Genomic DNA, 21661 nt, shown 5'->3' on the forward strand with positions numbered 1-21661 from the left:
GGCGGCAACCCACCCCAGCAAAATGGGGGTCCGTCCTGGAACGGCAAGAGGACCTTGGCAGTATGGCACCTCGCTTTGATATCGACCTGCTCATGCCCGCGCCCATGATGCCCTTTGTCACGGAGCGGCTGGACCAGGCCTTCCGTGTGCACAAGCTCTGGCTGGCGGCGGATGCCGAGGCCCTGTTGGCGGAGGTGGCTCCCCGCATCCGCGCCATCGCCGCCGCCGGCGGGGCGGCCATCACCGCCGACCTGATGAGGCGCTTGCCCCGGTTGGGCTGTGTATCCAGCTTCGGCGTGGGCTACGACAGCATCGACGCCCAATGGGCCGGAACCCACGGCATCACGGTCACCAACACGCCCGACGTGCTGACGGAGGAGGTGGCGGATACGGCCTTGGCCCTGACGTTGATGGCCGTTCGCCGCCTGCCCCAAGCTGAACGCTACCTGCGTGCCGGTCGCTGGTTGGAAAGGTCCTTCCCCCTGACACCCACACTGCGAGGCCGCACGGCCGGCATCCTGGGCCTGGGCCGCATCGGCAAGGCCATAGCCCGGCGGTTGGCCGCCTGCGATGTGCCGGTGCACTATCACGGCCGTCACCGGCAGGCGGATGTGGACCTGCCCTACCACGCGACGCCTGTCGAGCTGGCCCGGGCGGTGGATGTGCTGGTGGTGGTGACGCCGGGCGGACCGGAGACACGCCACCTGGTGGACGCAGCCGTGCTGAAAGCCTTGGGCCCCGAAGGCATCCTCATCAACATCGCCCGCGGCACGGTGGTGGACGAGCAGGCGCTGGTCGCCGCCCTGCGGGATGGCACCATCCTGGGCGCCGGCCTGGACGTGTTCGCGCACGAGCCCCGGGTGCCCCAGGCGTTGCTGGACCTCGACAACGCGGTCCTGCTGCCCCACGTCGGTTCCGCCACCACCCACACCCGTCAGGCCATGGGCCAGCTGGTGGTGGACAATCTGGTGGCCTGGGCCCAGGGCCGGCCGGTGCTGACCCCTGTGCCGGAAACGCCCGTCAACGCCGGCTGACGCTTACAGCCAGCCCCGGCGGCGGAAATACCAGTAGGGCAGGATGGCGGAGATGACCATCAGGCACAGCGCGCCCGGGTAGCCGAACACCAGGTCCAGTTCCGGCATGTGCTTGAAGTTCATGCCGTAGATGGAGGCGATCAGCGTCGGCGGCAGGAAGATGACGGCGGCCACGCTGAAGATCTTGATGATGGCGTTCTGCTGGATGTTGATCAGGCCCAGGGTCGAATCCAGCAGGAACTGCGTTGTCTGCGCCAGATATAGGTTGTAGTCCAGCAGCGACTGGATATCCCCGTTCAGCGTGTTCAGGGTCAGCTTGATTTCCGGGGCGATGGGCGTGGCCTTCTCCGCCGCCTTGAGGAAGGACACCGTGCGGGCCAGGCTGTGCAGGCTTTCCCGTACCCGGGACGCCAGGTCTCCGCTGCGGCCGATGCGCTTCAGTGCGTTCTGCAGATCGGCGTCGATGATGCTGGGCGATTGTTCCCCGCCCTGGCTGAAGACGGAGCGGGAGAGGGTGTCCAACCCATCCTTAACCTCTTCCAGCACGTCGGCGACCCGGCCGACGATGGCGGTCAGGATGCCCAGCAGGATGGCCTCGGGGTCGGTGGGCACGTCGTTGCCCTGGTCCACCCGGGTGGAGAAGGTGCGGAAGGGCGTGCTGTCCAGGTAACGCACCGTCACCAGGTGCTGGGGCGTCAGGATGAAGGTGGCGTCGGCCAGGGCCGGGCCCAGCGGCGCCTGGCGGGTCAGCACCCTCACGGTCATGACCAGGGCGTCCCCGGACTTGTACACCTGGGCGCTGGTCTCGATCTCCCGCATCTCTTCCCGCGTGGGAATCTCAACCCCCAGCGCCGCCTCGACGGCCGCCTCCTCTTCCTTGGTGGGGGCGATCATGTCGATCCAGATGTCGTCGGCCAGGCAGTCGGCATCCGGATCCCGCCGCTTCAGGGCGCCGTCCTCTAGCCGGTACATGGTGAGCATGCACATGTCTTTCCGGTTATTTTCAGGACAGTTCGATCACGGGCCGCCGCTTTCGGCCTTGGGGCTGGCGATCAGCCGTGCCGATGTCCATTCGCTCTCCAGGGTAATGTCACCCCAAATATGCTGGCCATTGTAATAGTGTCCGATGCGCCAATTTTCCGGCCGCTTATCCATGCCGGCGGGCGCCTCCGCGATGAGTTTCAGGAGCCGGGGCAGGATGTCGACCCGCACGTCACGGCGCTCGCCCGATTTCAGGAACGGCTGCCCAAGAAGGGGCAAGGAATCGTCCACGCCGAATGGGTCCTTGGTGAAGAAATAATTGGTCCTGGGCTTGGTCACCATGTCGCTGCAGAAGCGCTGTCGATCCTCGGGCTGCGGCCCGCAAACCATGCCGAGCGCCAGTTGATAGAAAAGCGTCTGATGCGACGTGGGATTGTTCAGCACCACGGAAATCAAAGGCCCGCCCTGGCTGACCCCGCACCCCTTGGTGGACTTCACGTTTCCGTATTTGATGCGGACATCGGTATCGCTGAACAAATGGTCCAAGTCGGTAAGGGCGTACTGTCCGTCAGCCAGAAGCCCAACTGATTCATGCGGCGGCTTCGCCTTGCCGCTGGGGCTGGCGAATAGGTCGGATTCACGCGGCTGTCCATCCGGGCCTTTGCATGGCAAGACCGTTCCGTCCTGGGTTAGCTTGTACGTCGCATGGGTGGCACCTTTCGCCTGGGTGATTGTCACTGACGCTTCCTTGGCGGTTGAGGAAAACACCGTGGCGTTCCCCGAGGTCCGGCGCGTGAAGGGAGAAAGGTCGCCACCCGGAATATTCCACGCGACCAAGTTCCAGGTGGCTCCGGGAGCGGTGGAGGCGTAGGCGGAGGGACCATCCGCAGCCGGTGGATCCGGCGATTCACGCAGGCTGAAGTCCCAATGGGGTGCCAGCAGGTCCACATCCTTGGCTTGGGCCGCAGGGGCGTTCGCCAGGGTCAGTCCTGCTAACAGGAACCCAGCCAACAGGGTGGGTGCGGTGGGGGGTCGGGTCATCAAGTTGCTCCTCCTGCCATTCGGGTCGACAGGGGCGATGCCCTAAGTCGAGACCGTACTCAAGAAAGAAGGTCGACCCGCCCATGCGGCAAGCGCGACGCCTTGTCCCATAGAATTGCAGGGACGGCAGTATGTCGTCGCGATGCGGCAAGCCATCCGGATCGGGTGTCGCGTCAATCTCCTGAGTTGCCCTAATTCCCGCCAAGGGACGGCCATGGGACAAGGGGGCGGAGCAGTTGCGGAATTCCCGCATGGTATTGTTGAACGGCCGAGATCGTTACGTTTCCGTCAGCGCCCGGATCTTCCGCCCCAGCTCATCCAGGTCGAAGGGCTTGGCGATGTAGTCCATGCCCTCGCCGACGAAGGCGGAGCGCTGGCTGGCGCCCTCGGCGTAGCCAGTGGCGAAGAGGATTTTCAGCCCGGGTCGCAGCCGCCTGGCCTCTTGCGCCAGGGCGCGCCCATTCATTCCAGGCAGGCCGACGTCGGTCAGCAGCAGGTCGATGGCCCCGGTCCCTTCCAGGTGGGGCAGGGCGTCGGCCGCCGTTTCGGCCTCGATGACGCCGTAGCCATGCTCCTCCAGGATGTCGATCACCACCATGCGCACCACCAGTTCGTCCTCCACCACCAGCACGGTGCCCCGCCCCTTGGGCGCGGCTTCCGGCAGGTTGGGTCTGGACGCCTCCGTCGTGGCCGGGGCGTTACGGTCGCGTGGCATGTACAGGCAGATGGTGGTTCCCTTGCCGGGGGTGGACGCCAGCGTGACATGACCCCCGACTTGGCGGGCGAAACCATAGATCATGGAGAGGCCCAGGCCCGTGCCATGGCCGATGGGCTTGGTGGTGAAGAAGGGGTCGAACGCCTTCTCCAGCACCTCCGGCGGCATGCCGGTGCCGGTGTCGGTGACGCAGGTCAGGACATAGTCACCGGGCTGCAGGTCGGCGGACGCCCGCTCGTCCCCTTCGCCGATGGTGACGTTGCTGGTCTGGATGGTCAGGCGGCCGCCCGCCGTCATGGCGTCGCGGGCGTTGATGGCCAGGTTCAGGATGGCGCTCTCGAACTGGTTGGCGTCCGTGATGGCCGGCCACACCTCAGGCGCCAGGGAGATCTGCAGGTCGATGCCCTGGCCCAGGGTCCGGCGCAGCAGGTCGTCCAGCGAGCTCACCAGCTGGTTGATGTCGGCGGGCTTCAGATCCAGGGTCTGGCGCCGGGCGAAGGCCAGCAGGCGGTGGGTCAGGCCCGCCGCCCGGTGGGCGGAGGACAGGATGTTGTCGACATAGCGGCCGATGCTGTCGAAACGGGCGTCGCGCACCCGCTTCTGGATCAGGTCGGCGGCGCCGACGATGCCGGCCAGCATGTTGTTGAAATCATGGGCGATGCCGCCGGTCAGTTGGCCGATGGCCTCCATCTTGTGCGACTGGCGCAGCGCCTCTTCCTTGACGCGCAGCTCCTCCGTGCGCGCCGCCACCTCCGCCTCCAGCGCGTCGCGGGCCAGCTTGGTCTCGGTGATGTCGATGGCGCAGCCCAGGAATCCCAGGAAGGTGCCGGCGTCGTCGAAACGCGGGCTGCTTTCACAGCGCAGCCAGCGCACCTCGCCCGTGGCCTTGCGCACGCGCATGTCATCCAGGAAGGGGGTGCGCCCAATGAACAACGCCCGGCGCACGGCGCTCAGCGTCGGCCAGTCGTCCTCATGGATCAGGGCGGCCCAACCCTCCGCCTCCATGCGTGCCGGCGGAATGCCGAATTCCGTTTCGAAGCGGCGGTTGGCGAAGATGATGCGGCCCTCTGCGTCGGACGACCAGATCAGGGCGGGCGTGTTGTCCGCCATGGACCGGAAGCGCTGCTCGCTTTCACGCAGGGCCTGGGCCGATCGCCGCGCCTGGCGGCGATCTTCCGCTTCGCGCAGGGCGCGGGCCACCACCATGGGGATGCGGGCCAGGTTGCGCTTGGTCACATAGTCCGTGGCGCCGGCGCGCAGGGCCTCGGTCGCGAACTCCTCGCCAATGACGCCGGAGATGAAGATGAAGGGCGCCGCGGGGTCGCGCGCCCGGGCCAGTTCCAGCGCCGCCAGGCCGTTGAATCCGGGCAGGGAGTAGTCCGACAGGATGATGTCGAAGCCGCCCCCGGCCAGGGCGGCCTCATATTCCGCCCGCACGGCCACGCGCGTCAGCGTCAGGGGCTGATCGATCTTGCGGACCTGGTGGGCGATCAGTTCCGCATCGATGTCGCTGTCTTCCACCAACAGCAGGGCGACAGGCTTTTCCGCGGATGGCGACACTAAAAATCTCCAGGCACGGGCTCGTTCAGCACCGCCCAAAAGATACCTAGGTCACGGATGGCTTCGAAAAAGGCCTTGAAGTCCACAGGCTTCACCACGAAGGAATTGACCCCGTAGTGATAGCTGCGCACCACGTCGCTCTCCTCGCGGGAGGAGGTCAGCATCACGATGGGGGTGGCGCGGTGCCGGGGGTGGGATTTCACCTTTTCCAGCACCTCCAGGCCATCCACCTTGGGCAGCTTCAAGTCCAGCAGCACGACGGCCGGAGCGCCCGGCTCGCGGTCCGCGAATTGGCCCTCGCTGAAGATGTATTCCAGCGCTTCCACGCCGTCGCGGACGACCACGATTTCGTTGGCCAGCTGGGTTTTCCTCAGCGCGGCCAGGGTCAGTTCCACGTCGGCGGGATTGTCCTCGACGAGAAGGATGGGTCTAAGCGTGGCCACGGTTTCCTCCTGTCTGGCGCTTAGGTAGGGTGAAACTGAAGGCGGCGCCCCGACCGACGGCACCCTTGGCTTCCAGCGTGCCGCCGTGCCGGTCGATGATGCGTTTCGTCAATGCCAGGCCGATGCCGGTGCCCTCGAAGTCCTCTTGCCGGTGCAGGCGCTGGAACACCTGGAACAGCTTGCCGGCATAGTTCATGTCGAAGCCGACGCCGTTGTCCTCCACGCAGTACAGCACCTCGTCAGGCCGGTCCTGGCCCCAGACCTTGATGCGGGGCGGGGTGGCGTCCCGGCTGTATTTCAAGGCGTTGTCGACCAGGTTGAACAGCGCTTGGCGCACCAGGGTGGTGTCGCCCCAGGCGGGGGGCAGGACGCCGATGTCCCATTCCACCGGCCGTTGCCCCTCGGTGATGGCCAGGCTGCGCCGGATTTCCGCCATCACCTTGGCCATGTCGATGCGGGTCATCCTCAGGCTGGTGCGGCCCAGCTGCGAGAAGTGCAGCAGGTCATCCACCAGTTCGCCAGCCGATAGGGCCGCGGCGATGATGCCGTCCAGGTAGTGGCGCGACAGGGCTTTGAGGTTCGGCTCCTCCTCGCCCAGCAGTTCGGCGTAGCCCGCGATATGGCGGAAAGGGGCCCGCAGGTCGTGGGAGATGGAGTAGGAGAAGGCCTCCAGCTCCTTGTTCGAGCGTTGCAGCTCCTCCGTCAACTGCGCGCGCTCCTCCGCCCGTTGCAGGACGAAGTTGATGATGGCGCCGCGGAAGTCGGCGGCGCTCAGCAGTTCGGCCGGCCGCCAGGGCTGGGCGCGCTCGCGCACCTCCTGCTTCCAGGCCTCGAACGACAGGCGGGGGTGCAGGCGGCCAGCGGTGTCCGTGGCCTTGGCCGCGCGGGGATCGCCACCCCAGCGCACGGTCTGCACCACCTCCGGCCGGAACCATAGGATGAAACTGGCATGCAGGCGTGAGATGGGAACGGCGATGACGCCGCTGGCGATGCCTGCGATGTCCTTGCCCGGCGGCCATTCCGCGCTCAGGGCGCTGGTGGCGTAGATTTGGTCGACGTTCCGGGTCCGCAGCCATTCGACCAGGGCCAGGATGCTGTCGATGGGCGGCGCCTTGCCGGCGGCCAGGACGATGCCGTCGGTGACGACGGCCGCCCCGGCGCTGTTGGTGAGGGCCAGCCACTGGCTGGCGCAATCAACCAGGCCGGCCTGGAAACCGGGCGCCCGCGCCAGATGGGCCACCAGTTCCGTCTCGATGTTTTTCAGCTGCAGCCGTTCATCGATCTCGGCCGCCCGCTCACGGGCCGCGATCTGTTGCGCCACGATGCGGCCCAGGAAGTCGCAGGCGGCGCGGATTTGGGGGCCGACGTAGCGCGGCTGGGCATGATGGCAGGAGATCAGGCCCCACAACTGTCCGTCGATGACGATGGAGATGGACAGCGAGGCCGCCGTGCCCATGTTGCGCATGTATTCCAGATGCACGGGCGAGACGCTGCGCAACGCCACGAAGCTCATATCCAGCGGCGCCCCATCGGTGGGGCATAGGGCGGGTATCAGCGGCTCGGGCGTGTACGTGGCGGTCGGGATCAGGCGCAGGCGGTTCGTGCGATAGAGTTCCCGCGCCTGCGCCGGGATGTCGGACGCCGGGAAGCGAAGGTCGAGGTAGGAGGGCAGGGTGCCGTCCCCCTTTTCCGCGATGACGGTGCCGTTCCAGTCCTCATCGAAGCGATAGATCAGGACGCGGTTGAAGCCGGTCAGGCTCTGCACTTCCGCCGCCACGCCGGCGCAGAGGTCCGCCACGGTCTTCAGCCCATCGGAATTGTCCAGGAAGTCGCGCAGCAGCTGATAGAGGCTGGCGCTACGCCCGCGTTCGGCCTCCTCGAACGATTCGAACTCCAGGATCAGGCCTTGGGAAGCGCGCTGGCCGCTGACATGGAAGGTGCGGCCGTCGATCTGGTACTGCTCCAGGAAGGCGGTATCCGTGCCGTCGGCCCAAAGGCGGACGTCGTTTTCCAGCGGTGTGCGCGGGCCCACCAAATCACCCAGCGTCTGGCTGGCGTCGAAGGCGACCGGGCGGTCCAGGTTGGCGCCCAGGTTGGCGCTGGCCTGGATCACGACCAGGTCGTCAGGCCGCAGCACCGCCAGCGCGCCGTGGGGCTGGATGCCGCCGGGAATGCGGATGGGCTCGCGCGCGCACTGATCCAGCAGGTCCTGGGGCACGGGCGGGACGTCCGGGGCGGTATCGGTGTTTCCTGGGCTATGTGACGTGACCACGGGGCAGACCCATTTGTCCAAGGAACCGTGAACCAGCCATTTGCCGGAAATTTAAGGCGAATATGGGGCCGCGGCTCATTTTTCTGACACCTGCCTGCGGTCGTGGCTAGCCTGATAATGGCCCAGCACTTGCTCTGCCGCCTTTTGGAATAGGCCGAAGGAGGCGACCGCCGCCGTCACCGCTTCGGCCTGGAAAGCGCTGTCTGCGGCTTCCTGGTTGAGCAGGGCCACGAAGTCGCGCCAGAAAGGGCGGCCCCGGCCATGGGCGAGGAAGCGGGTGGCCTGGGAAATGAGGGGATCGCCAGCACCCAGCGCCCGGCGTAACAGCACCTCGGCACCCAGTCGGGACCCTTCCAGCACATAGAGATGACCCAGGGCCTGCGCCCGGCTGCGGATAAGCGGTGTTTCCACCAGCACGGCTGACAGGCGGTTGTTGGCGTCCAGCGCCGCCAGGTCCGCCTCTAGCGCGTGGCGGCGGCGGCGCTCCGGCCAGTCGGGCAGGATCAGGTCCACCCCAGCCGCCTCCAAGCTCAACTCAACGGCGCGCAACGCCGGGTGCTGGGCTTTCAAGAAATGGATGTAGTCCGGCAGGTGGCTGATATCCAGCATGGCGAAGTGCCGGTCCAGGGTGGCATGGCAGGCTGCCGTACCCATGCGCAGCACTGATCTCAGTAGTGTCACGCCTGCTCTCTCTTCCTGGTCGGACCTCACCCAGGGACATATCGCGGCCCGCGCGAAAATCAATGGTGGCCATGTCGGCGGCCCCGCTGGCACCGCCGCCACATGCGCCTGTTGCCGCGACGGAACCGCGCGCGGCGCCCGGCGGTTGCTTTGGCTGTGACCTGGCAGCGAGCGAGGGCCCGAAGATGGAACGCAAGAAAGACCATGTCGTCCTGACCGCGCGGGAGGCGCGGGGGGCCACCCTGGGCCGACCGGTGCTGGCCGTCCTGTTGGTCAGCCTGGCCTTGGTGATCGTGGCCTTCGTGCTGGCCTGGTGGTTGGGCAAGTGGTGGTAGGGAAGGACCGGTGGCATCATGGCGCCCCAGGCGGACGTCCGCATCGGCATCTCCGGCTGGACCTACGCTCCCTGGCGTGGGGCCTTTTATCCAGAAGGCCTGCCCCAGCGCCGCGCGCTGGAATATGCCAGCGGCGTTTTCCGCAGCATCGAGATCAACGGCACCTTCTATGGGCTGCAGACGCCGGACGTGTTCGCCCGGTGGAATGATGAGACGCCGGACGGCTTCGTCTTCGCGGTGAAGGCGCCGCGCTACATCACCCATATTCGCCGGTTGAAGGATCCCGTGGCGCCGCTGGCCAACTTCCTGGCCTCCGGCCTTCTGCGGCTGGGCAGCAAGCTGGGACCCCTGCTGTGGCAATTCCCGCCCAGCTTCAAATTCGACGCCCAGTTGCTGGGCGACTTCTTGGCGCTGCTGCCCCACGACACGGAACATGCGGCCGACCTGGCCCACCGTCACGACGATAATCTCAAGGCCCGCGCCTGGATGCGGCCGGGGCCCCACCGCCGTCTGCGCCATGCCGTGGAAATCCGTCATGAGAGCTTTCGCGATCCAGCCTTCGCCGACCTGCTGCGCCGGCACGGCGTGGCCCTGGTCTGCGCCGACACGGTTGAATGGCCGCGCCTGATGGATTTGACGTCGGACTTCGTCTACTGCCGCCTGCACGGTTCCAGCGAGCTTTACCGCAGCGGTTATGGCACCGACGAGCTGGACCGCTGGGCGCGGCGCGTGGCCGCCTGGGCCGGGGGGCGGCCGCTGGACGCTGGTGACTATGGGCGCGACGACTATATCGAACCGCCCCGCGACCCACACCCGGCGCCGCGCGACGTCTTCCTCTACTTCGACAACACCGACAAGCTGCGGGCGCCCGACGATGCCCGCGCCCTGGTCGGTCGGTTGACCCATTGATGGATGGATGCCATGGGCCGCGACATCCCCGATGACGAGGTGCTGGACCATCTGTCCAAGGAACCGGCCAAGGAACCGGCCACGGTGCCGCCATCGCGCCTGCAGGTCGCACCGCCGGCCTTCATCGAGCCGGCCCTGGCCACCCTGGTCGATACCCCGCCAGAGGGGCCGGACTGGCTGTTCGAGGCCAAGTTCGACGGCTATCGCGCCGTGGTGGCGGTGTCAGGCCGGGAGGTGCGCATCCATACCCGCTCCGGCCTGGATTGGACCGACCGCTTCCCCACCATCGTGCGGGCGCTGGCGGCCCTTGATCTGCCGCCGGTGTTGCTGGATGGCGAGATCGTGGCCCTGGATTCCCGGGGCCTCAGCAGCTTCACCACCCTGCAACGCGCCATGAAGGACGACCACGCGGCCCTCAGCTACTACGTCTTCGACCTGCTGGCGGAGGCCGGGCGCGACTGGGCCCCCCGGCCGCTGGTGGCGCGCAAGGCGCGGCTGGCCGCCCTTTTGGGGGAGGCGGGCAAAACCGGCCCTGTCTTCTACACCGACCATGTGATGGGCGGCGGCGCCGGCCTGTTGGCCACCCTGTGCGAACAGGGGTTCGAGGGCATCATCGCGAAGCGGGTCAACGCCCCCTACCAGCCGGGGCGGTGCCATGACTGGCTGAAGGTGAAGTGCGGCAACCGACAGGAATTCGTCATCGTCGGCTGGTCACCCTCCACCCATGGGCGGGCCTTCGCCTCCCTCCTGCTTGGCCTGCGCGAGGATGGCGCCTTGCGCTACGCCGGCCGGGTGGGCAGCGGTTTCGACGCCGACACCCAGGCGGGGCTGGAGGCTAGGCTGCACGCGCTGGCGCGCAAGACGCCGACGGTGGCGGCGGACAGCGTGCCCCCCGCCATCGCCCGGGAGGCGCGCTGGGTGAAGCCTGAGCTGGTGGCGGAAATCGCCTTCGCGGGTTTCACCGGCGACCGGCTGGTGCGGCAGGGCCGCTTCATGGGCCTGCGCCCCGACAAGCCGGCCAGGGCCGTGGTCCTTGAAAAGGCGGAACCCGTGGGCCAGGCGGTGAAGGAAGGGGGATCATCCATGGGCGACATCGCTCTGACCCATCCGGAACGGGTGCTGGACCCCGTCTCCGGCCTGACCAAGCGAGGCCTGGCCGCATATCTGGAAACGGTGGCGCCGCGCATGCTGCCCTATGCCGCCGGCCGGTTGCTGAGCCTGCTGCGCTGTCCGGAAGGGACGGAACAGGCCTGCTTTTTCCAGCGGCACGCGGGGGCCGGCACGCCCGCGCCATGGCGGCGCAAGGCGGTGAAGGAGAAGGACGGCAGGCAGATCGATTATTTCTATCTGACGGACGCCGCCGGGCTGCGGGCGGCGGCCCAGATGGGGGTGCTGGAACTGCATCTGTGGGGCAGTCCGGTGCGCAAGCTTGAATCGCCCGACCGGCTGGTGTTCGACCTGGACCCTGACGCCGGCCTGCCCTTCGCCAAGGTCAAGGCGGCGGCGGTGGCCATGCGCGATGTGCTGGCGGCGCTGGACCTTGCCAGCTTCCCCCTGCTGACGGGTGGCAAAGGCGTGCATGTCGTGGCCCCGCTGGGTCCCGGTGCCGCCGGTGGCCGTCGCCAATGGCCGGTGGCGGCCGCCTTCGCCAAGGCCGTGGCGGAGCAGCTGGTGGAGGCCAACCCGGATGCCTACGTCGCCACCATGAGCAAGGCCCGGCGCCAGGGTCGCATTTTCATCGACCATTTCCGCAACACGCGGGGGTCCTCGGCTGTCGCCCCCTATTCGACCCGGGCCAAGCCCGCGCGCGCCGGCGGCGGCATCCCCATCGCCTGCCCGGTGAGCTGGGAGGAACTGGCCAGGGCGGAACGGGCGGACATCCACACCACCGCCGATGCCCCGGCCCTGATGCGCCGCGCCGATCCCTGGGCCCGTTATTTCGAGCTGGAGCAGGACTTGGGCGCCGCCGCCTGCCGTGTGCTGGGGGTGAAGGTCGGCGCGGGGGCCTACAACGGATGATCGCGCCTGGCTTCGCGGACCTTATCGGCTGGCTGGCGGCACTGCTGCTGTTCCTGACCCTCGCATGCCAAATCTGGACGCAATGGCGCGAGCGCTCGACCAAAGGGGTGTCGCCCTGGCTGTTCACGGGGCAGATCGCCACCTCCATCGGCTTCGTCACCTATTCCTGGCTGCTGTGCAATTGGGTGTTCGTCACCACCAACGCCCTGATCCTGGCCACGGCCGTGGTGGGGCAGTGGCTTTATCTCAGTCAGCGCCGCGCGAAGGCGCCTGAGGCCGCCGAATGAGCGATGAGGCGGGCCTGGTCTATGTCAGCGACAGCGACCCCGGCATCCGGCGGCGGAAGTCCGGATCGGGCTTCCGCTACTGCCTGCCGGACGGCGCCACGGTGCGGGACCCCGTGTTGCGGACCCGCATCAAGGCCCTGGTCATCCCGCCCGCCTGGACGGACGTGTGGATCTGCGCCGATGCCAACGGTCACCTGCAGGTTACCGGCCGCGACGCCAAAGGACGCAAGCAGTACATGTACCACCCCGCCTTCCGCCAGGCGCGGGACGGGGCCAAGTTTCACCACCTGATCGATTTCGCCCGCCGCTTGCCGCAAATCCGCGACCGGGTGGCCAGGGATCTGGCCTTGCCCGGCTTGCCGCGCGACAAGGTGCTGGCCACCATCGTCCACCTGCTGGGCACGACGCTGATCCGCGTGGGCAACGCCGATTACGCCCGTGATAACCAGAGCTACGGCCTGACCACCCTGCGCGCTGCCCATGTCAGTGTGGAGAAATCGTCCCTGCGCTTCGACTTCAAGGGCAAGAGCGGCAAGCTCTGGCGCTTGAAGGTAACCGACCGGCGGGTGGCCCGGATCGTCAAGGCCTGCCAGGAGCTGCCCGGCCAGCCCCTGTTCCAATATCTGGACGGTGACGGTCACCGGCGGGAGGTCAGCTCCGCCGATGTGAACGCCTACCTGCGGGAGGCGGCGGAGGAGAAGGGGCCCAGGCGCGAGGGCGGGATCACGGCCAAGGATTTCCGCACCTGGGCCGGCACGGTCATGATGGCCCTGGCGCTGAATGACAGCCCGCCGCCCACCAGCCCCACCCACGGCCGGCGCATGGTCACCGCCGCGTTGAAACAGGTGGCGGCCCGCCTGGGCAACACCGTCACCGTCTGCCGCCAATGCTATGTCCACCCGGTGATCATGGACGATTACCTGGCGGGCCGCTTCCGCCTGCGCCTGCGCCAGGACGGGCCGGCGGGGTTGTCCCCGGCGGAGGCCGCGGTGCTGACCGTGCTGCGCCGGGCGGAAAAGCGTCAGGACGCGGGGAACTTGAGCTGAGCCGGGCGGTTGGTGCGTGGACCGCCTCCCGCCCCAAAAGCCATCCCGCCCCAGAGCCGCCCCGCCAAAGAGGAAGCCCGATGTCCGACACCCGCTACGACGATACGCCCGTGCGCCCGGTGCCGCCCACGCCCAGCCCCACCCCGGACGCGGTGGCCCAGCCGGCGGCCAAGCCCGCCATGCCCAGCGTGCCCTTCGTCGGCGGTGACACGGCCAAGCAGCGGGACCTGGCGCCGGACAGCCAGGAGGCGGGGTCGGCCCTGACCACCAACCAGGGTCTGAAGGTCAGCGATGATCAGAATTCCCTGCGCGCCGGACCCCGGGGGCCGACGCTGATGGAAGACTTCCATCTGCGGGAGAAGATCACCCATTTCGACCACGAACGCATCCCGGAGCGGGTGGTGCATGCCCGGGGGGCCGCCGCCCACGGCATCTTCCAGGTGTATGAGCCGCTGACCGATCTCACCACCGCAGCACCCTTCCAGGACCCGGCCAAGGAAACGCCGGTGTTCGTGCGCTTCTCCACCGTGGCGGGATCGCGCGGGTCGGCCGACACGGTGCGCGACGTGCGGGGCTTCGCCGTCAAGTTCTATACGGAGGAGGGCGTCTGGGACCTGGTGGGCAACAACATGCCCGTCTTTTTCATCCAGGACGCCATCAAGTTCCCCGACCTGATCCATGCGGTGAAGCCGGAACCGCATAACGAGATCCCGCAGGCCCAATCGGCGCACGACACCTTCTGGGACTTCGTGTCGCTGACCCCGGAGTCCGCCCACATGCTGATGTGGGTGATGAGCGACCGGGCCATCCCCCGCAGCTACGCCATGATGGAGGGGTTCGGCGTCCACACCTTCCGCCTGGTGAATGCCGAGGGGAAGGCGCGCTTCGTCAAGTTCCACTGGAAACCGCTGAAGGGCGTCTTCAGCCAGGTGTGGGACGAGGCGCAGAAGACCGCCGGCAAGGATCCCGACTTCCATCGCCGCGACCTGTTCGACGCCATCGAGCGGGGCGATTTCCCACAATGGGAACTGGGCCTGCAGGTCATCGAGGAAGAGGATGAGTTCACGTACGGCGTCGACATCCTGGACCCCACCAAGATCATCCCGGAAGAGGTGGTGCCGGTGCGCCGCGTGGGCCTGATGACCCTGACGGCCAACCCGGGCAACTTCTTCGCCGAAACCGAACAGGTGGCCTTTCACGTCGGCCACGTGGTGCCGGGCATCGACTTCACCAACGATCCGCTGCTGCAGGGGCGCCTGTTCTCCTACCTCGATACCCAGCTGCGCCGCGTGGGGCCGAACTTCGCCGAACTGCCCATCAACCGCCCGCTGCAGCGGGTGGACAACAACCAGCGCGACGGCATGGGCCGCCGCCAGATCAACCGGGGCCGCGTGGCCTATTTCCCCAACGGTTTGGCCCACGGCTGCCCGATGCACTCGCCCGAGGCCGCCGATGCCTTCCGCAGCTATGCCGAGAAGGTGGATGGCGCCAAGATCCGCGTGCGCAGCGACAGCTTCGGCGACCATTTCAGCCAAGCCACCCTGTTCTGGAACAGCATGGCGGGGTGGGAGAAGGACCACATCGTCGCCGCCTTCTCCTTCGAGCTGAACCAGTGCACCGACATGGTGGTGCGCCAGCGGGTGATGGACGTGATCCTGAGCAACATCGCGCTGGAGCTGGCGCAGGGCGTGGCCGCCCGCACGGGCATTCCGTTGCCGGAGGCCCGGGCGCGTCCGGCGGCCGCGGGCCTGCCCAACGCCGATCTTAAGGTCGGCCGCTCCCCCGCGCTCAGCATGGACCGGGTGGCGGAAGACATCCGGGGACGCAAGGTGGCGGTGCTGGTGGACAAGGGCGTCAGCGCCGAACAGCTGACCATCATCCAGGAGACGCTGATGGATGAGGAGGCGATCGTGGAGGTGGTAGCCCCCACCGCCGGCACGGTACAGGGCGGCGATGGCGGCCTGGTGCCCGTCACGCGCGCGGCGCCCAACGCCCCGTCGGTGGTTTACGACGCGGTGATCGTGCCGGGCGGGGCGGATACCGGCACCCTGCGGGCCAGCGGCCTGGTCCGACATTTCCTCAACGAGGCCTTCCTGCATGGCAAGCCTATCGCCGCCATCGGCACGGGTGAACAGGTGCTGGCGGCCGCCAACCTGCCCCCCGTGCTGAAGGAGGAAGGCGTCATCACCGGCGAGACGCTGGAGGACACGCTGACCCTATTCGTCGAAGCCATGCGCCGCCACCGTTTCCCCCAGCGCAACGTCGCATCGGTCGCCGCTTGAGGCGCCCAGCCTCAGGCACTGCGCATCGGCGCGGGCCGGCCTTGCCGCCGGCTCCCTTGCCACCGGCTTAGTGTTTGCGGTTTTTCTGATGCAGCTTGTCCACCAGATCCAACAGGTGCTGGGGCACGGGCTCCGCCGCCTCATCCTCGAACATCTCGCGCAGGCCCCGGTCCAGCACGGTCTGCGGGCCGGGCGGCATAGGACGGGTGCTGGCCGTCAGCAGCGATCGCTTGCCATTCGGGGCCTTCGGCTGCTTGGTCATGACGGATCCCCTGGATGCGGCCCTGGTGTTCGGGCCTTGTTTGGGCCGGCGCGCCCTGGCGCCCGCATGTCCCCCGACGGCTGTACCAAATTTCATGATCGAAGGGTGCGCTGGCCAGCTTAACTGAGCTGCCGGCGGTCAACCACCCCCTGGGGCTTATTTTACTGCAAGCCGGCGCCCCACCCGCCGCCGGAAGCGGGGACATGCGATAGCACCCCGCCCGCTTGAGGAAGGCGGATGGTCATGTCGTCCTCCAGCATCAGCGTGCCCGACCGCAGGCCGTCACGGAAGGCCTGGCGGGCCAGGTTGGTCTGGTGCTCCACCATGTCCAGCGGCAGGCCCAGGATCCAGGCGGCCTCGTCGGGGGTGAAGCCCTCCACCGCCGTCAGCAGCAAGGCCTCGCGCCGTTCGCAGGGCAAGGTGCGCAGCAGGGCGCCGGGGCCCATGGTGTCGGGCACCGGGCTTTCGTCCCCCAGTTCCAGATGCCCGCCGGCATAGATGCGGTGGAACAGGCGGAACAACGTGCCACGGTCCGCGTCCTCCCCCAGGACATCCATGCCGTCCTGCACCAGCGTTTCCAAGACCATTCGGACGTAGGCGTCGCCGCTGATGGCGCTGCCGGTTAAGGCCCGGGCATAGCGGCGCAGGCAGGGTAGCTGTTCGGTGATGAGGTCGGCGGGGGCGCTGCGGTGTGCCGGCATGATCTGCGTCGCTCCTCTTTATCTGGCAATCTGTTTTCCGAACCTGCCGACTGGCGTGAAAGTTTCCTGGGTCCCGGAAACTTTCGACGCATGTTTCCGCGCTAGGGCGCATGCCATAATGAATTCGTTTGGTATAGGCGGTTCCGCCTACGACAGATACGTGTTCTTGGCACAATAGAGACGAGCACCCCCTCCCAGAAAACCCGAACACGAATCAGTTTTTGGGGTCTATGCTTTCATCGCGTGCCGCAGAATGCGCCGCGATAATCTGAAATCAACCTCAAGACCTCATCCATCCGATTCTCGAGGATCCAGTTTTCCTTGAGAGAATCTTGATACGGGGCACATTATGCCATCTGATTTATTATCGGCCGACCTATCAGCGGGTGCGCTGAACACGGACGTGCGGGAACCGGAATTCCGTGACGAGGTGTTGCGCCTGTTGCCCGCGCTGCGCGCCTTCGCCCGGTCGTTGACCAGCAACGCCGCCGACACCGACGACCTCGTCCAGGATTGCGTGGTGCGCGCCTGGTCGCATGCCGACCAGTTCACGCCCGGCACGAACCTGCGCGCCTGGCTGTTCACCATCCTGCGTAACCGCCACTATTCCATCGCCAAGCGCCGCCAACGCGAGGTGGCCGATCCGGACGGCTTTCACACCGGCCGCATGATGATGGAGCCGGCGCAGGAATGGGGCATCACCGGGCGTGAACTGAAGGTGGCCCTGGCCGCCCTGCCGGAAGACCAGCGTGAGGCGCTGATCCTGGTGGGTGGCGCCGGCGTCAGCTATGAAGAGGCGGCGGAGATCTGCGGCTGCGCCCTGGGCACCATCAAAAGCCGCGTGAACCGGGCGCGCACCAAGCTGGCCGGCCTGATGGGGCTGCCCAATCGCGTCGTCGCCCTCGGCGCCACCACCCTGCCGGCCGGCGCCGACGCGACATCCACCACGCAATGGACCCGGCACTAGGGGACCCGGCACCAGGGGAAACGCGGCATCGACGCCACGGAACCAGGTCGCGCACCTAGCGGTTCCCCCGCATCTCCCCCAGCCGACCAGCCAAGCCGACCAGGACGCCGCGCCATGCCTGACCGTTCCCAATCCGCCGCTGTGAACCGCCGCCATTTCCTGGCCGCCGTCGGGGGGGCGCGGCGGGTGGTGCGACCACCCTGCCGGGCGCCGCCGAGGCTGAGGCCGCCGAAGTCAACGATGCCGGCGCCCCGCACACCGTCACCCTCACCGTCAACGGCCGGGATCACCGGTTGAGCCTGGACGCCCGGGCCAGCCTGCTGGACACGCTGCGCGACCGGCTGGGCCTGACGGGAACCAAGAAGGGCTGTGATCACGGCCAGTGTGGCGCCTGCACCGTGCTGGTCGATGGCCGGCGGGAACTGTCCTGCCTGCGGCTGGCGGTCATGGCCCAGGGGCGCCAGGTGACCACCATCGAGGGGCTGGCGCCGAATCCCCATACCTTGCATCCCATGCAACAGGCCTTCATCGACCACGACGCCTTCCAGTGCGGTTACTGCACGCCGGGACAGATCCTGTCGGCGGTCGCCTGTGTCAAGGAAGGGCATGCGGGCGATGACGACCAGATACGGGAATACATGAGCGGCAACATCTGCCGCTGCGCCGCCTATCCCAACATCGTCGCCGCCATCCGCCAAGCGAAGACCGAGATGGAGGCCTAGCGCCATGCAGCCTTTCCTGTTCGACCGCGCCGGCAGCGTGGCCGAGGCCCTGCGCGCCGTCCCCGACGCCACCGTCATCGCCGGCGGGACCAACCTGGTCGACTATATGCGCCTGGGTGTGGTGTCGCCCAAGCGCGTGGTGGACATCAGCGGCCTGAGCCAGGACACGGCGGCGCTGGGCCGTATCACCCTGGATCATCAGGGCCTGCGGCTCGGGGCCCTGGTCCGCATGGCGGAGGCGGAGGATCACCCCGGGATCCGCGCCCATTATCCGGTGCTGGCCGACAGCTTGGCCTTGGCCGCCAGCCGACAAATCCGCACCATGGCCAGCCTGGGCGGCAACCTGCTGCAACGCACCCGCTGCGAGTATTTCCGGGAGGCGTCCTGGCCCTGCAACAAGCGCCGGCCAGGGTCCGGCTGCGCCGCGTTGGACGGCCTGAACCGCCAGCACGCCGTCCTGGGCACCAGCGACGCCTGCATCGCGACGTACCCGGGCGACATGGCCCAGGCCCTGCTGGTTCTGGATGCGCAGGTGGAGCTGACGGGCCCGCGCGGCGTCCGCTTGATGCCGGTGGCCAAGGTCCACCGCCAGCCGGGCACCACGCCCTACCTTGAAACGACGCTGGCCCCGGATGAACTGATCACCGCTCTGGTGGTGCCCGCCAGCCCCTGGTCCTGGCGGTCGCGCTACGTCAAGGTCCGCGACCGGCGCTCCTACGCCTTCGCCCTCGCCTCGGCGGCCGTGGCGCTGGATCTGGAGGGCAACCGGGTGAAACAGGCGCGCATCGCGCTGGGCGGCGTCGCCACCGTGCCCTGGCGGGCAGAGGCGGCGGAGGCCGTCCTGGTGGGAAAGCCCCTGGACCTGGCCAGTGTCCGCGCCGCCGCCGATGCCGCCTTCACCGGGGCCCGCACCCGTCCCCACAATGCCTTCAAGGTGCCCCTGGGCCAGGAGGTGGTGGTGCGGGCGCTGTTGCAGGCCGGCGCGCTTCAACCGCCACCGTCGACCACGCGAAATGGGGTGACCCATGCCTGACGCCGCGCCGCCGCCCCCTGAGAAGCCATCCCCCGGGAAGGGTTCCCATGAGAACATGGGCGCGCCCGTCGCCCGCATCGATGGCCGGCTGAAGGTGACGGGCCAGGCCCGCTATCCGGCCGACATCCCCCTGCACAACCTGGCCCACGCCGTGATGGTCACCAGCACCATCGCCCGGGGCCGCATCCGCAGGCTGGACACCACAGCCGCGGCCTCCGTTCCCGGCGTGCTGCTGGTGCTGACGCGGGACCAGGCCCAAGGCCAGCTGACCGCCCCCAAGTTTGGCACCGGCGGCAGCACGTCCATCCAACCGCTGAACGAAAAGCGGATTTGGCACGACGGGCAGATGGTGGCCATCGTCGTGGCCGAGACGCTGGAGGCCGCGCAACAGGCCGCCGATCTGGTGGCCGTCACCTACGATCACGACACCCCCAGCGCCGGTTTCGACACCAGCGGCGTGGAGATCGTGGCCGGTGCCGGCGCCAGCCCCATGTATCCGGAAGACCCCAAGGCCGGCGATTTCGACACGGCGTTCAAGGCGGCTCCGGTGGTGCTGGACGCGACCTACAACACCGCCGCCCAGCATCACAACCCCATGGAATTGTTCTCGACCACGGCGGAATGGAACAACGGGCAGCTGACGGTGTACGAGCCCAGCCAGTTCGTGGCGGGATGGCGGGCGCAGTTGGCCAAGCAACTGGACATGGACGCGGCCGACATCCGCGTGGTCAGCGAATACATCGGTGGCGCCTTCGGCTCCAAGGGACCCATGACGCCGCGCACCGCCGCCGTCGCCCTGGCGGCCAAGCTGGTGAAGCGACCGGTGCGGTGCGTCTGCACCCGTGCCCAAGGTTACACCACCGCCACCTTCCGGGCGGAGACGCGCCAGCGCGTCCGCATGGGCGCCGGCCGCGACGGCAGGATCCGCGCCTTCAGTCATGAGGGCTGGGAGCTGACGTCCCGGCCCGACGACTATGTCGTGGGCGGCACCGAAACCACGGCGCGCCTGTACGCTTATGGCGCCGTGCGCACCAAGGTGCAACTGGTGAAGGCTGACCGCAACACGCCAGGCTACATGCGATCCCCGCCGGAAACGCCCTACGTCTTCGGGCTTGAGTGCGCCATGGACGAGATGGCGGAGAAGGTGGACCTGGACCCTGTGGAATTCCGCCGCATCAACGACACCCAGGCCGACCCGGTCAGTGGCAAGCGCTACACCAGCCGGTCGCTGATGCGCTGCTATGACGAGGCGGCCACCGCCTTCGGATGGCGCCGCCGCCTGGATGCCGGCGTATGGAAAACGGGCGCCATGCGGGATGGCGATTGGTTGGTGGGCCTGGGGTGCGCCAGCGCCGTCTACCCCACGCAGGTGGCACCTTGCGCCGCCCGGGTGCGCCTGACGACCGACGGCAAGGCCCTGGTGCAAACGGCGGCGCACGAAATCGGCACAGGCGTGCGCACCGTCGCCGCCCAGACCGCCGCGGAGGCGCTGGGCCTGCGGGTCGAGGATGTGACGGTGGAGATGGGCGACAGCGCCCTGCCGGCGGGCCCCGTCGCCGGCGGATCGGTCAGCACGGCCAGCGTCTGTTCCGCCGTGTTGAAGGCCTGTGGCGCCATTCGCGACAAGCTCTACCGGGCCGCGACCGTCAACAGTGGCCTCCCCGCCACGCCGGAAAGCTTCACCCTGCGCGATGGGGTGGCCGTGCTGGACAGCGGCCGCTCAGCACCGCTGGGCGTCTTGCTCCAGAAGCTGGGCACGACGCAGCTGGAGGAGTACGCCGAGTTCGCGCCCGAGGGCTCGGCCCTCGGGGCGGTGGAACAGCTGCGGCAGGGCAATCCCGGCATCATCGGCGGGGCCAAGGGCCCGGTGCTGATGTACGCCTTCGGGGCGGAGTTCGTGGAGGTGCGGGTGCACGCCCGTACGGGCGAAATCCGGGTGCCCCGCATGGTCGGCGCCTTCGCCGCCGGCCGCATCGTGAACCCGCGCACCGCCCGCAGCCAGTTGATGGGCGGCATGATCTGGGGCCTGGGCGCCGGCCTGCATGAGGCGACGGAAATCGATCCGCGCCATGCCCGCGCCGTGAACCGGGACCTGCAAGACTACCTGGTGCCGGTGAACGCGGATGTGGAAGGGGTGGAGGTCATCCTGGTGCCGGAAACCGATACCGAGGTGAACCCGGCCGGTGTGAAGGGCCTGGGTGAACTGGGCAATGTCGGTACCTCCGCCGCCATCGCCAGCGCCATCTACCACGCCACGGGCCGGCGGCTCCGCGACATTCCCATGCGTTTGGACAAACTGCTTCAGTTGCAGCAGGCATGAGCTTTCGGAACAAAAACGTGCAGATCCGTGTTCAAGGCGGTGGATGGGGAT

General features: G+C 67.8%; 19 protein-coding genes. 11 read left to right on the plus strand and 8 right to left on the minus strand.

The annotated features are described in order from the left end of the window. The first annotated feature begins 62 nt into the window (after nucleotides 1-62). Nucleotides 63-1034 (plus strand): 2-hydroxyacid dehydrogenase, encoded by a 972-nt coding sequence (locus tag UAJ10_RS08415; protein WP_322914936.1) that lies wholly within the window; start codon nucleotides 63-65, stop codon nucleotides 1032-1034. Nucleotides 1035-1037: 3 nt separating this feature from the next. Here the strand turns inward: UAJ10_RS08415 and UAJ10_RS08420 are convergent, their stop codons facing one another. From UAJ10_RS08420 to UAJ10_RS08445, 6 genes are all read right to left on the minus strand, one after another. After that, nucleotides 1038-2015: a magnesium transporter CorA family protein gene (locus tag UAJ10_RS08420; RefSeq protein ID WP_322914937.1), complete on the minus strand. Its 978-nt coding sequence runs from the start codon at nucleotides 2013-2015 to the stop codon at nucleotides 1038-1040. 36 nt (nucleotides 2016-2051) lie between these two features. Beyond that, nucleotides 2052-3056, minus strand: a complete 1005-nt coding sequence (locus UAJ10_RS08425; RefSeq protein WP_322914938.1) for a hypothetical protein — start codon at nucleotides 3054-3056, stop codon at nucleotides 2052-2054. 277 nt (nucleotides 3057-3333) lie between these two features. Continuing rightward, the gene (locus UAJ10_RS08430; RefSeq protein WP_322914939.1) at nucleotides 3334-5331 is read right to left on the minus strand and encodes a response regulator; all 1998 of its coding nucleotides are present in this window, start codon (nucleotides 5329-5331) and stop codon (nucleotides 3334-3336) included. Beyond that, on the minus strand, nucleotides 5331-5774 hold the full coding sequence (locus UAJ10_RS08435; RefSeq protein WP_145752952.1) for a response regulator: 444 nt from the start codon (nucleotides 5772-5774) through the stop codon (nucleotides 5331-5333). The genes UAJ10_RS08430 and UAJ10_RS08435 overlap by 1 nt, the downstream gene beginning before the upstream one ends. Then, nucleotides 5761-7992 carry an ATP-binding protein gene (locus UAJ10_RS08440; RefSeq protein ID WP_322914940.1) on the minus strand — a complete coding sequence of 744 codons (2232 nt, stop codon included), beginning with the start codon at nucleotides 7990-7992 and terminating at the stop codon, nucleotides 5761-5763. Before UAJ10_RS08440 ends, UAJ10_RS08435 begins: the two co-directional genes overlap by 14 nt. Before the next feature lie 129 nt (nucleotides 7993-8121). Beyond that, nucleotides 8122-8727 (minus strand): biliverdin-producing heme oxygenase, encoded by a 606-nt coding sequence (locus UAJ10_RS08445; RefSeq protein WP_322914941.1) that lies wholly within the window; start codon nucleotides 8725-8727, stop codon nucleotides 8122-8124. Nucleotides 8728-8912: 185 nt separating this feature from the next. Here UAJ10_RS08445 and UAJ10_RS08450 point away from each other — a divergent pair, with 185 nt between their 5' ends. From UAJ10_RS08450 to UAJ10_RS08475, 6 genes are all read left to right on the plus strand, one after another. Then, nucleotides 8913-9062: a hypothetical protein gene (locus tag UAJ10_RS08450; protein ID WP_322914942.1), complete on the plus strand. Its 150-nt coding sequence runs from the start codon at nucleotides 8913-8915 to the stop codon at nucleotides 9060-9062. Between the two features lie 18 nt (nucleotides 9063-9080). Further along, entirely contained in the window at nucleotides 9081-9971 is an 891-nt protein-coding gene (locus UAJ10_RS08455; protein WP_322914943.1) for a DUF72 domain-containing protein, read from the plus strand. Nucleotides 9972-9983: 12 nt separating this feature from the next. Continuing rightward, nucleotides 9984-11990: a DNA ligase D gene (gene ligD, locus UAJ10_RS08460; protein WP_322914944.1), complete on the plus strand. Its 2007-nt coding sequence runs from the start codon at nucleotides 9984-9986 to the stop codon at nucleotides 11988-11990. Further along, the gene (locus tag UAJ10_RS08465; RefSeq protein ID WP_322914945.1) at nucleotides 11987-12277 is read left to right on the plus strand and encodes a PQ-loop domain-containing transporter; all 291 of its coding nucleotides are present in this window, start codon (nucleotides 11987-11989) and stop codon (nucleotides 12275-12277) included. The genes ligD and UAJ10_RS08465 overlap by 4 nt, the downstream gene beginning before the upstream one ends. Then, nucleotides 12274-13323, plus strand: a complete 1050-nt coding sequence (locus tag UAJ10_RS08470) for a DNA topoisomerase IB (protein ID WP_322914946.1) — start codon at nucleotides 12274-12276, stop codon at nucleotides 13321-13323. The genes UAJ10_RS08465 and UAJ10_RS08470 overlap by 4 nt, the downstream gene beginning before the upstream one ends. Before the next feature lie 80 nt (nucleotides 13324-13403). Continuing rightward, the gene (locus tag UAJ10_RS08475) at nucleotides 13404-15605 is read left to right on the plus strand and encodes a catalase (RefSeq protein WP_322914947.1); all 2202 of its coding nucleotides are present in this window, start codon (nucleotides 13404-13406) and stop codon (nucleotides 15603-15605) included. Between the two features lie 67 nt (nucleotides 15606-15672). On the opposite strand, the gene UAJ10_RS08480 is transcribed toward UAJ10_RS08475, so the two are convergent. Then, nucleotides 15673-15867: a NepR family anti-sigma factor gene (locus UAJ10_RS08480; protein ID WP_088875491.1), complete on the minus strand. Its 195-nt coding sequence runs from the start codon at nucleotides 15865-15867 to the stop codon at nucleotides 15673-15675. Between the two features lie 161 nt (nucleotides 15868-16028). Further along, on the minus strand, nucleotides 16029-16568 hold the full coding sequence (locus UAJ10_RS08485) for a sigma factor-like helix-turn-helix DNA-binding protein (protein ID WP_322914948.1): 540 nt from the start codon (nucleotides 16566-16568) through the stop codon (nucleotides 16029-16031). Nucleotides 16569-16971: 403 nt separating this feature from the next. On the opposite strand from UAJ10_RS08485, the gene UAJ10_RS08490 reads away from it, so the two are divergent. From UAJ10_RS08490 to UAJ10_RS08505, 4 genes are all read left to right on the plus strand, one after another. Continuing rightward, entirely contained in the window at nucleotides 16972-17535 is a 564-nt protein-coding gene (locus tag UAJ10_RS08490; RefSeq protein WP_322914949.1) for a sigma-70 family RNA polymerase sigma factor, read from the plus strand. A 293-nt stretch (nucleotides 17536-17828) separates the two neighbouring features. Then, nucleotides 17829-18257 carry a (2Fe-2S)-binding protein gene (locus tag UAJ10_RS08495; RefSeq protein ID WP_416235350.1) on the plus strand — a complete coding sequence of 143 codons (429 nt, stop codon included), beginning with the start codon at nucleotides 17829-17831 and terminating at the stop codon, nucleotides 18255-18257. A 4-nt stretch (nucleotides 18258-18261) separates the two neighbouring features. Then, complete coding sequence (locus tag UAJ10_RS08500; RefSeq protein WP_322914950.1) at nucleotides 18262-19290, plus strand: FAD binding domain-containing protein; 1029 nt, start codon at nucleotides 18262-18264, stop codon at nucleotides 19288-19290. Nucleotides 19291-19345: 55 nt separating this feature from the next. Further along, the gene (locus UAJ10_RS08505) at nucleotides 19346-21610 is read left to right on the plus strand and encodes a xanthine dehydrogenase family protein molybdopterin-binding subunit (protein WP_322914951.1); all 2265 of its coding nucleotides are present in this window, start codon (nucleotides 19346-19348) and stop codon (nucleotides 21608-21610) included. Nucleotides 21611-21661 lie beyond the last annotated feature (51 nt).

This window comes from Nitrospirillum guaranorum, from assembly GCF_034653275.1.
Classification (GTDB): Bacteria; Pseudomonadota; Alphaproteobacteria; order Azospirillales; family Azospirillaceae; genus Nitrospirillum.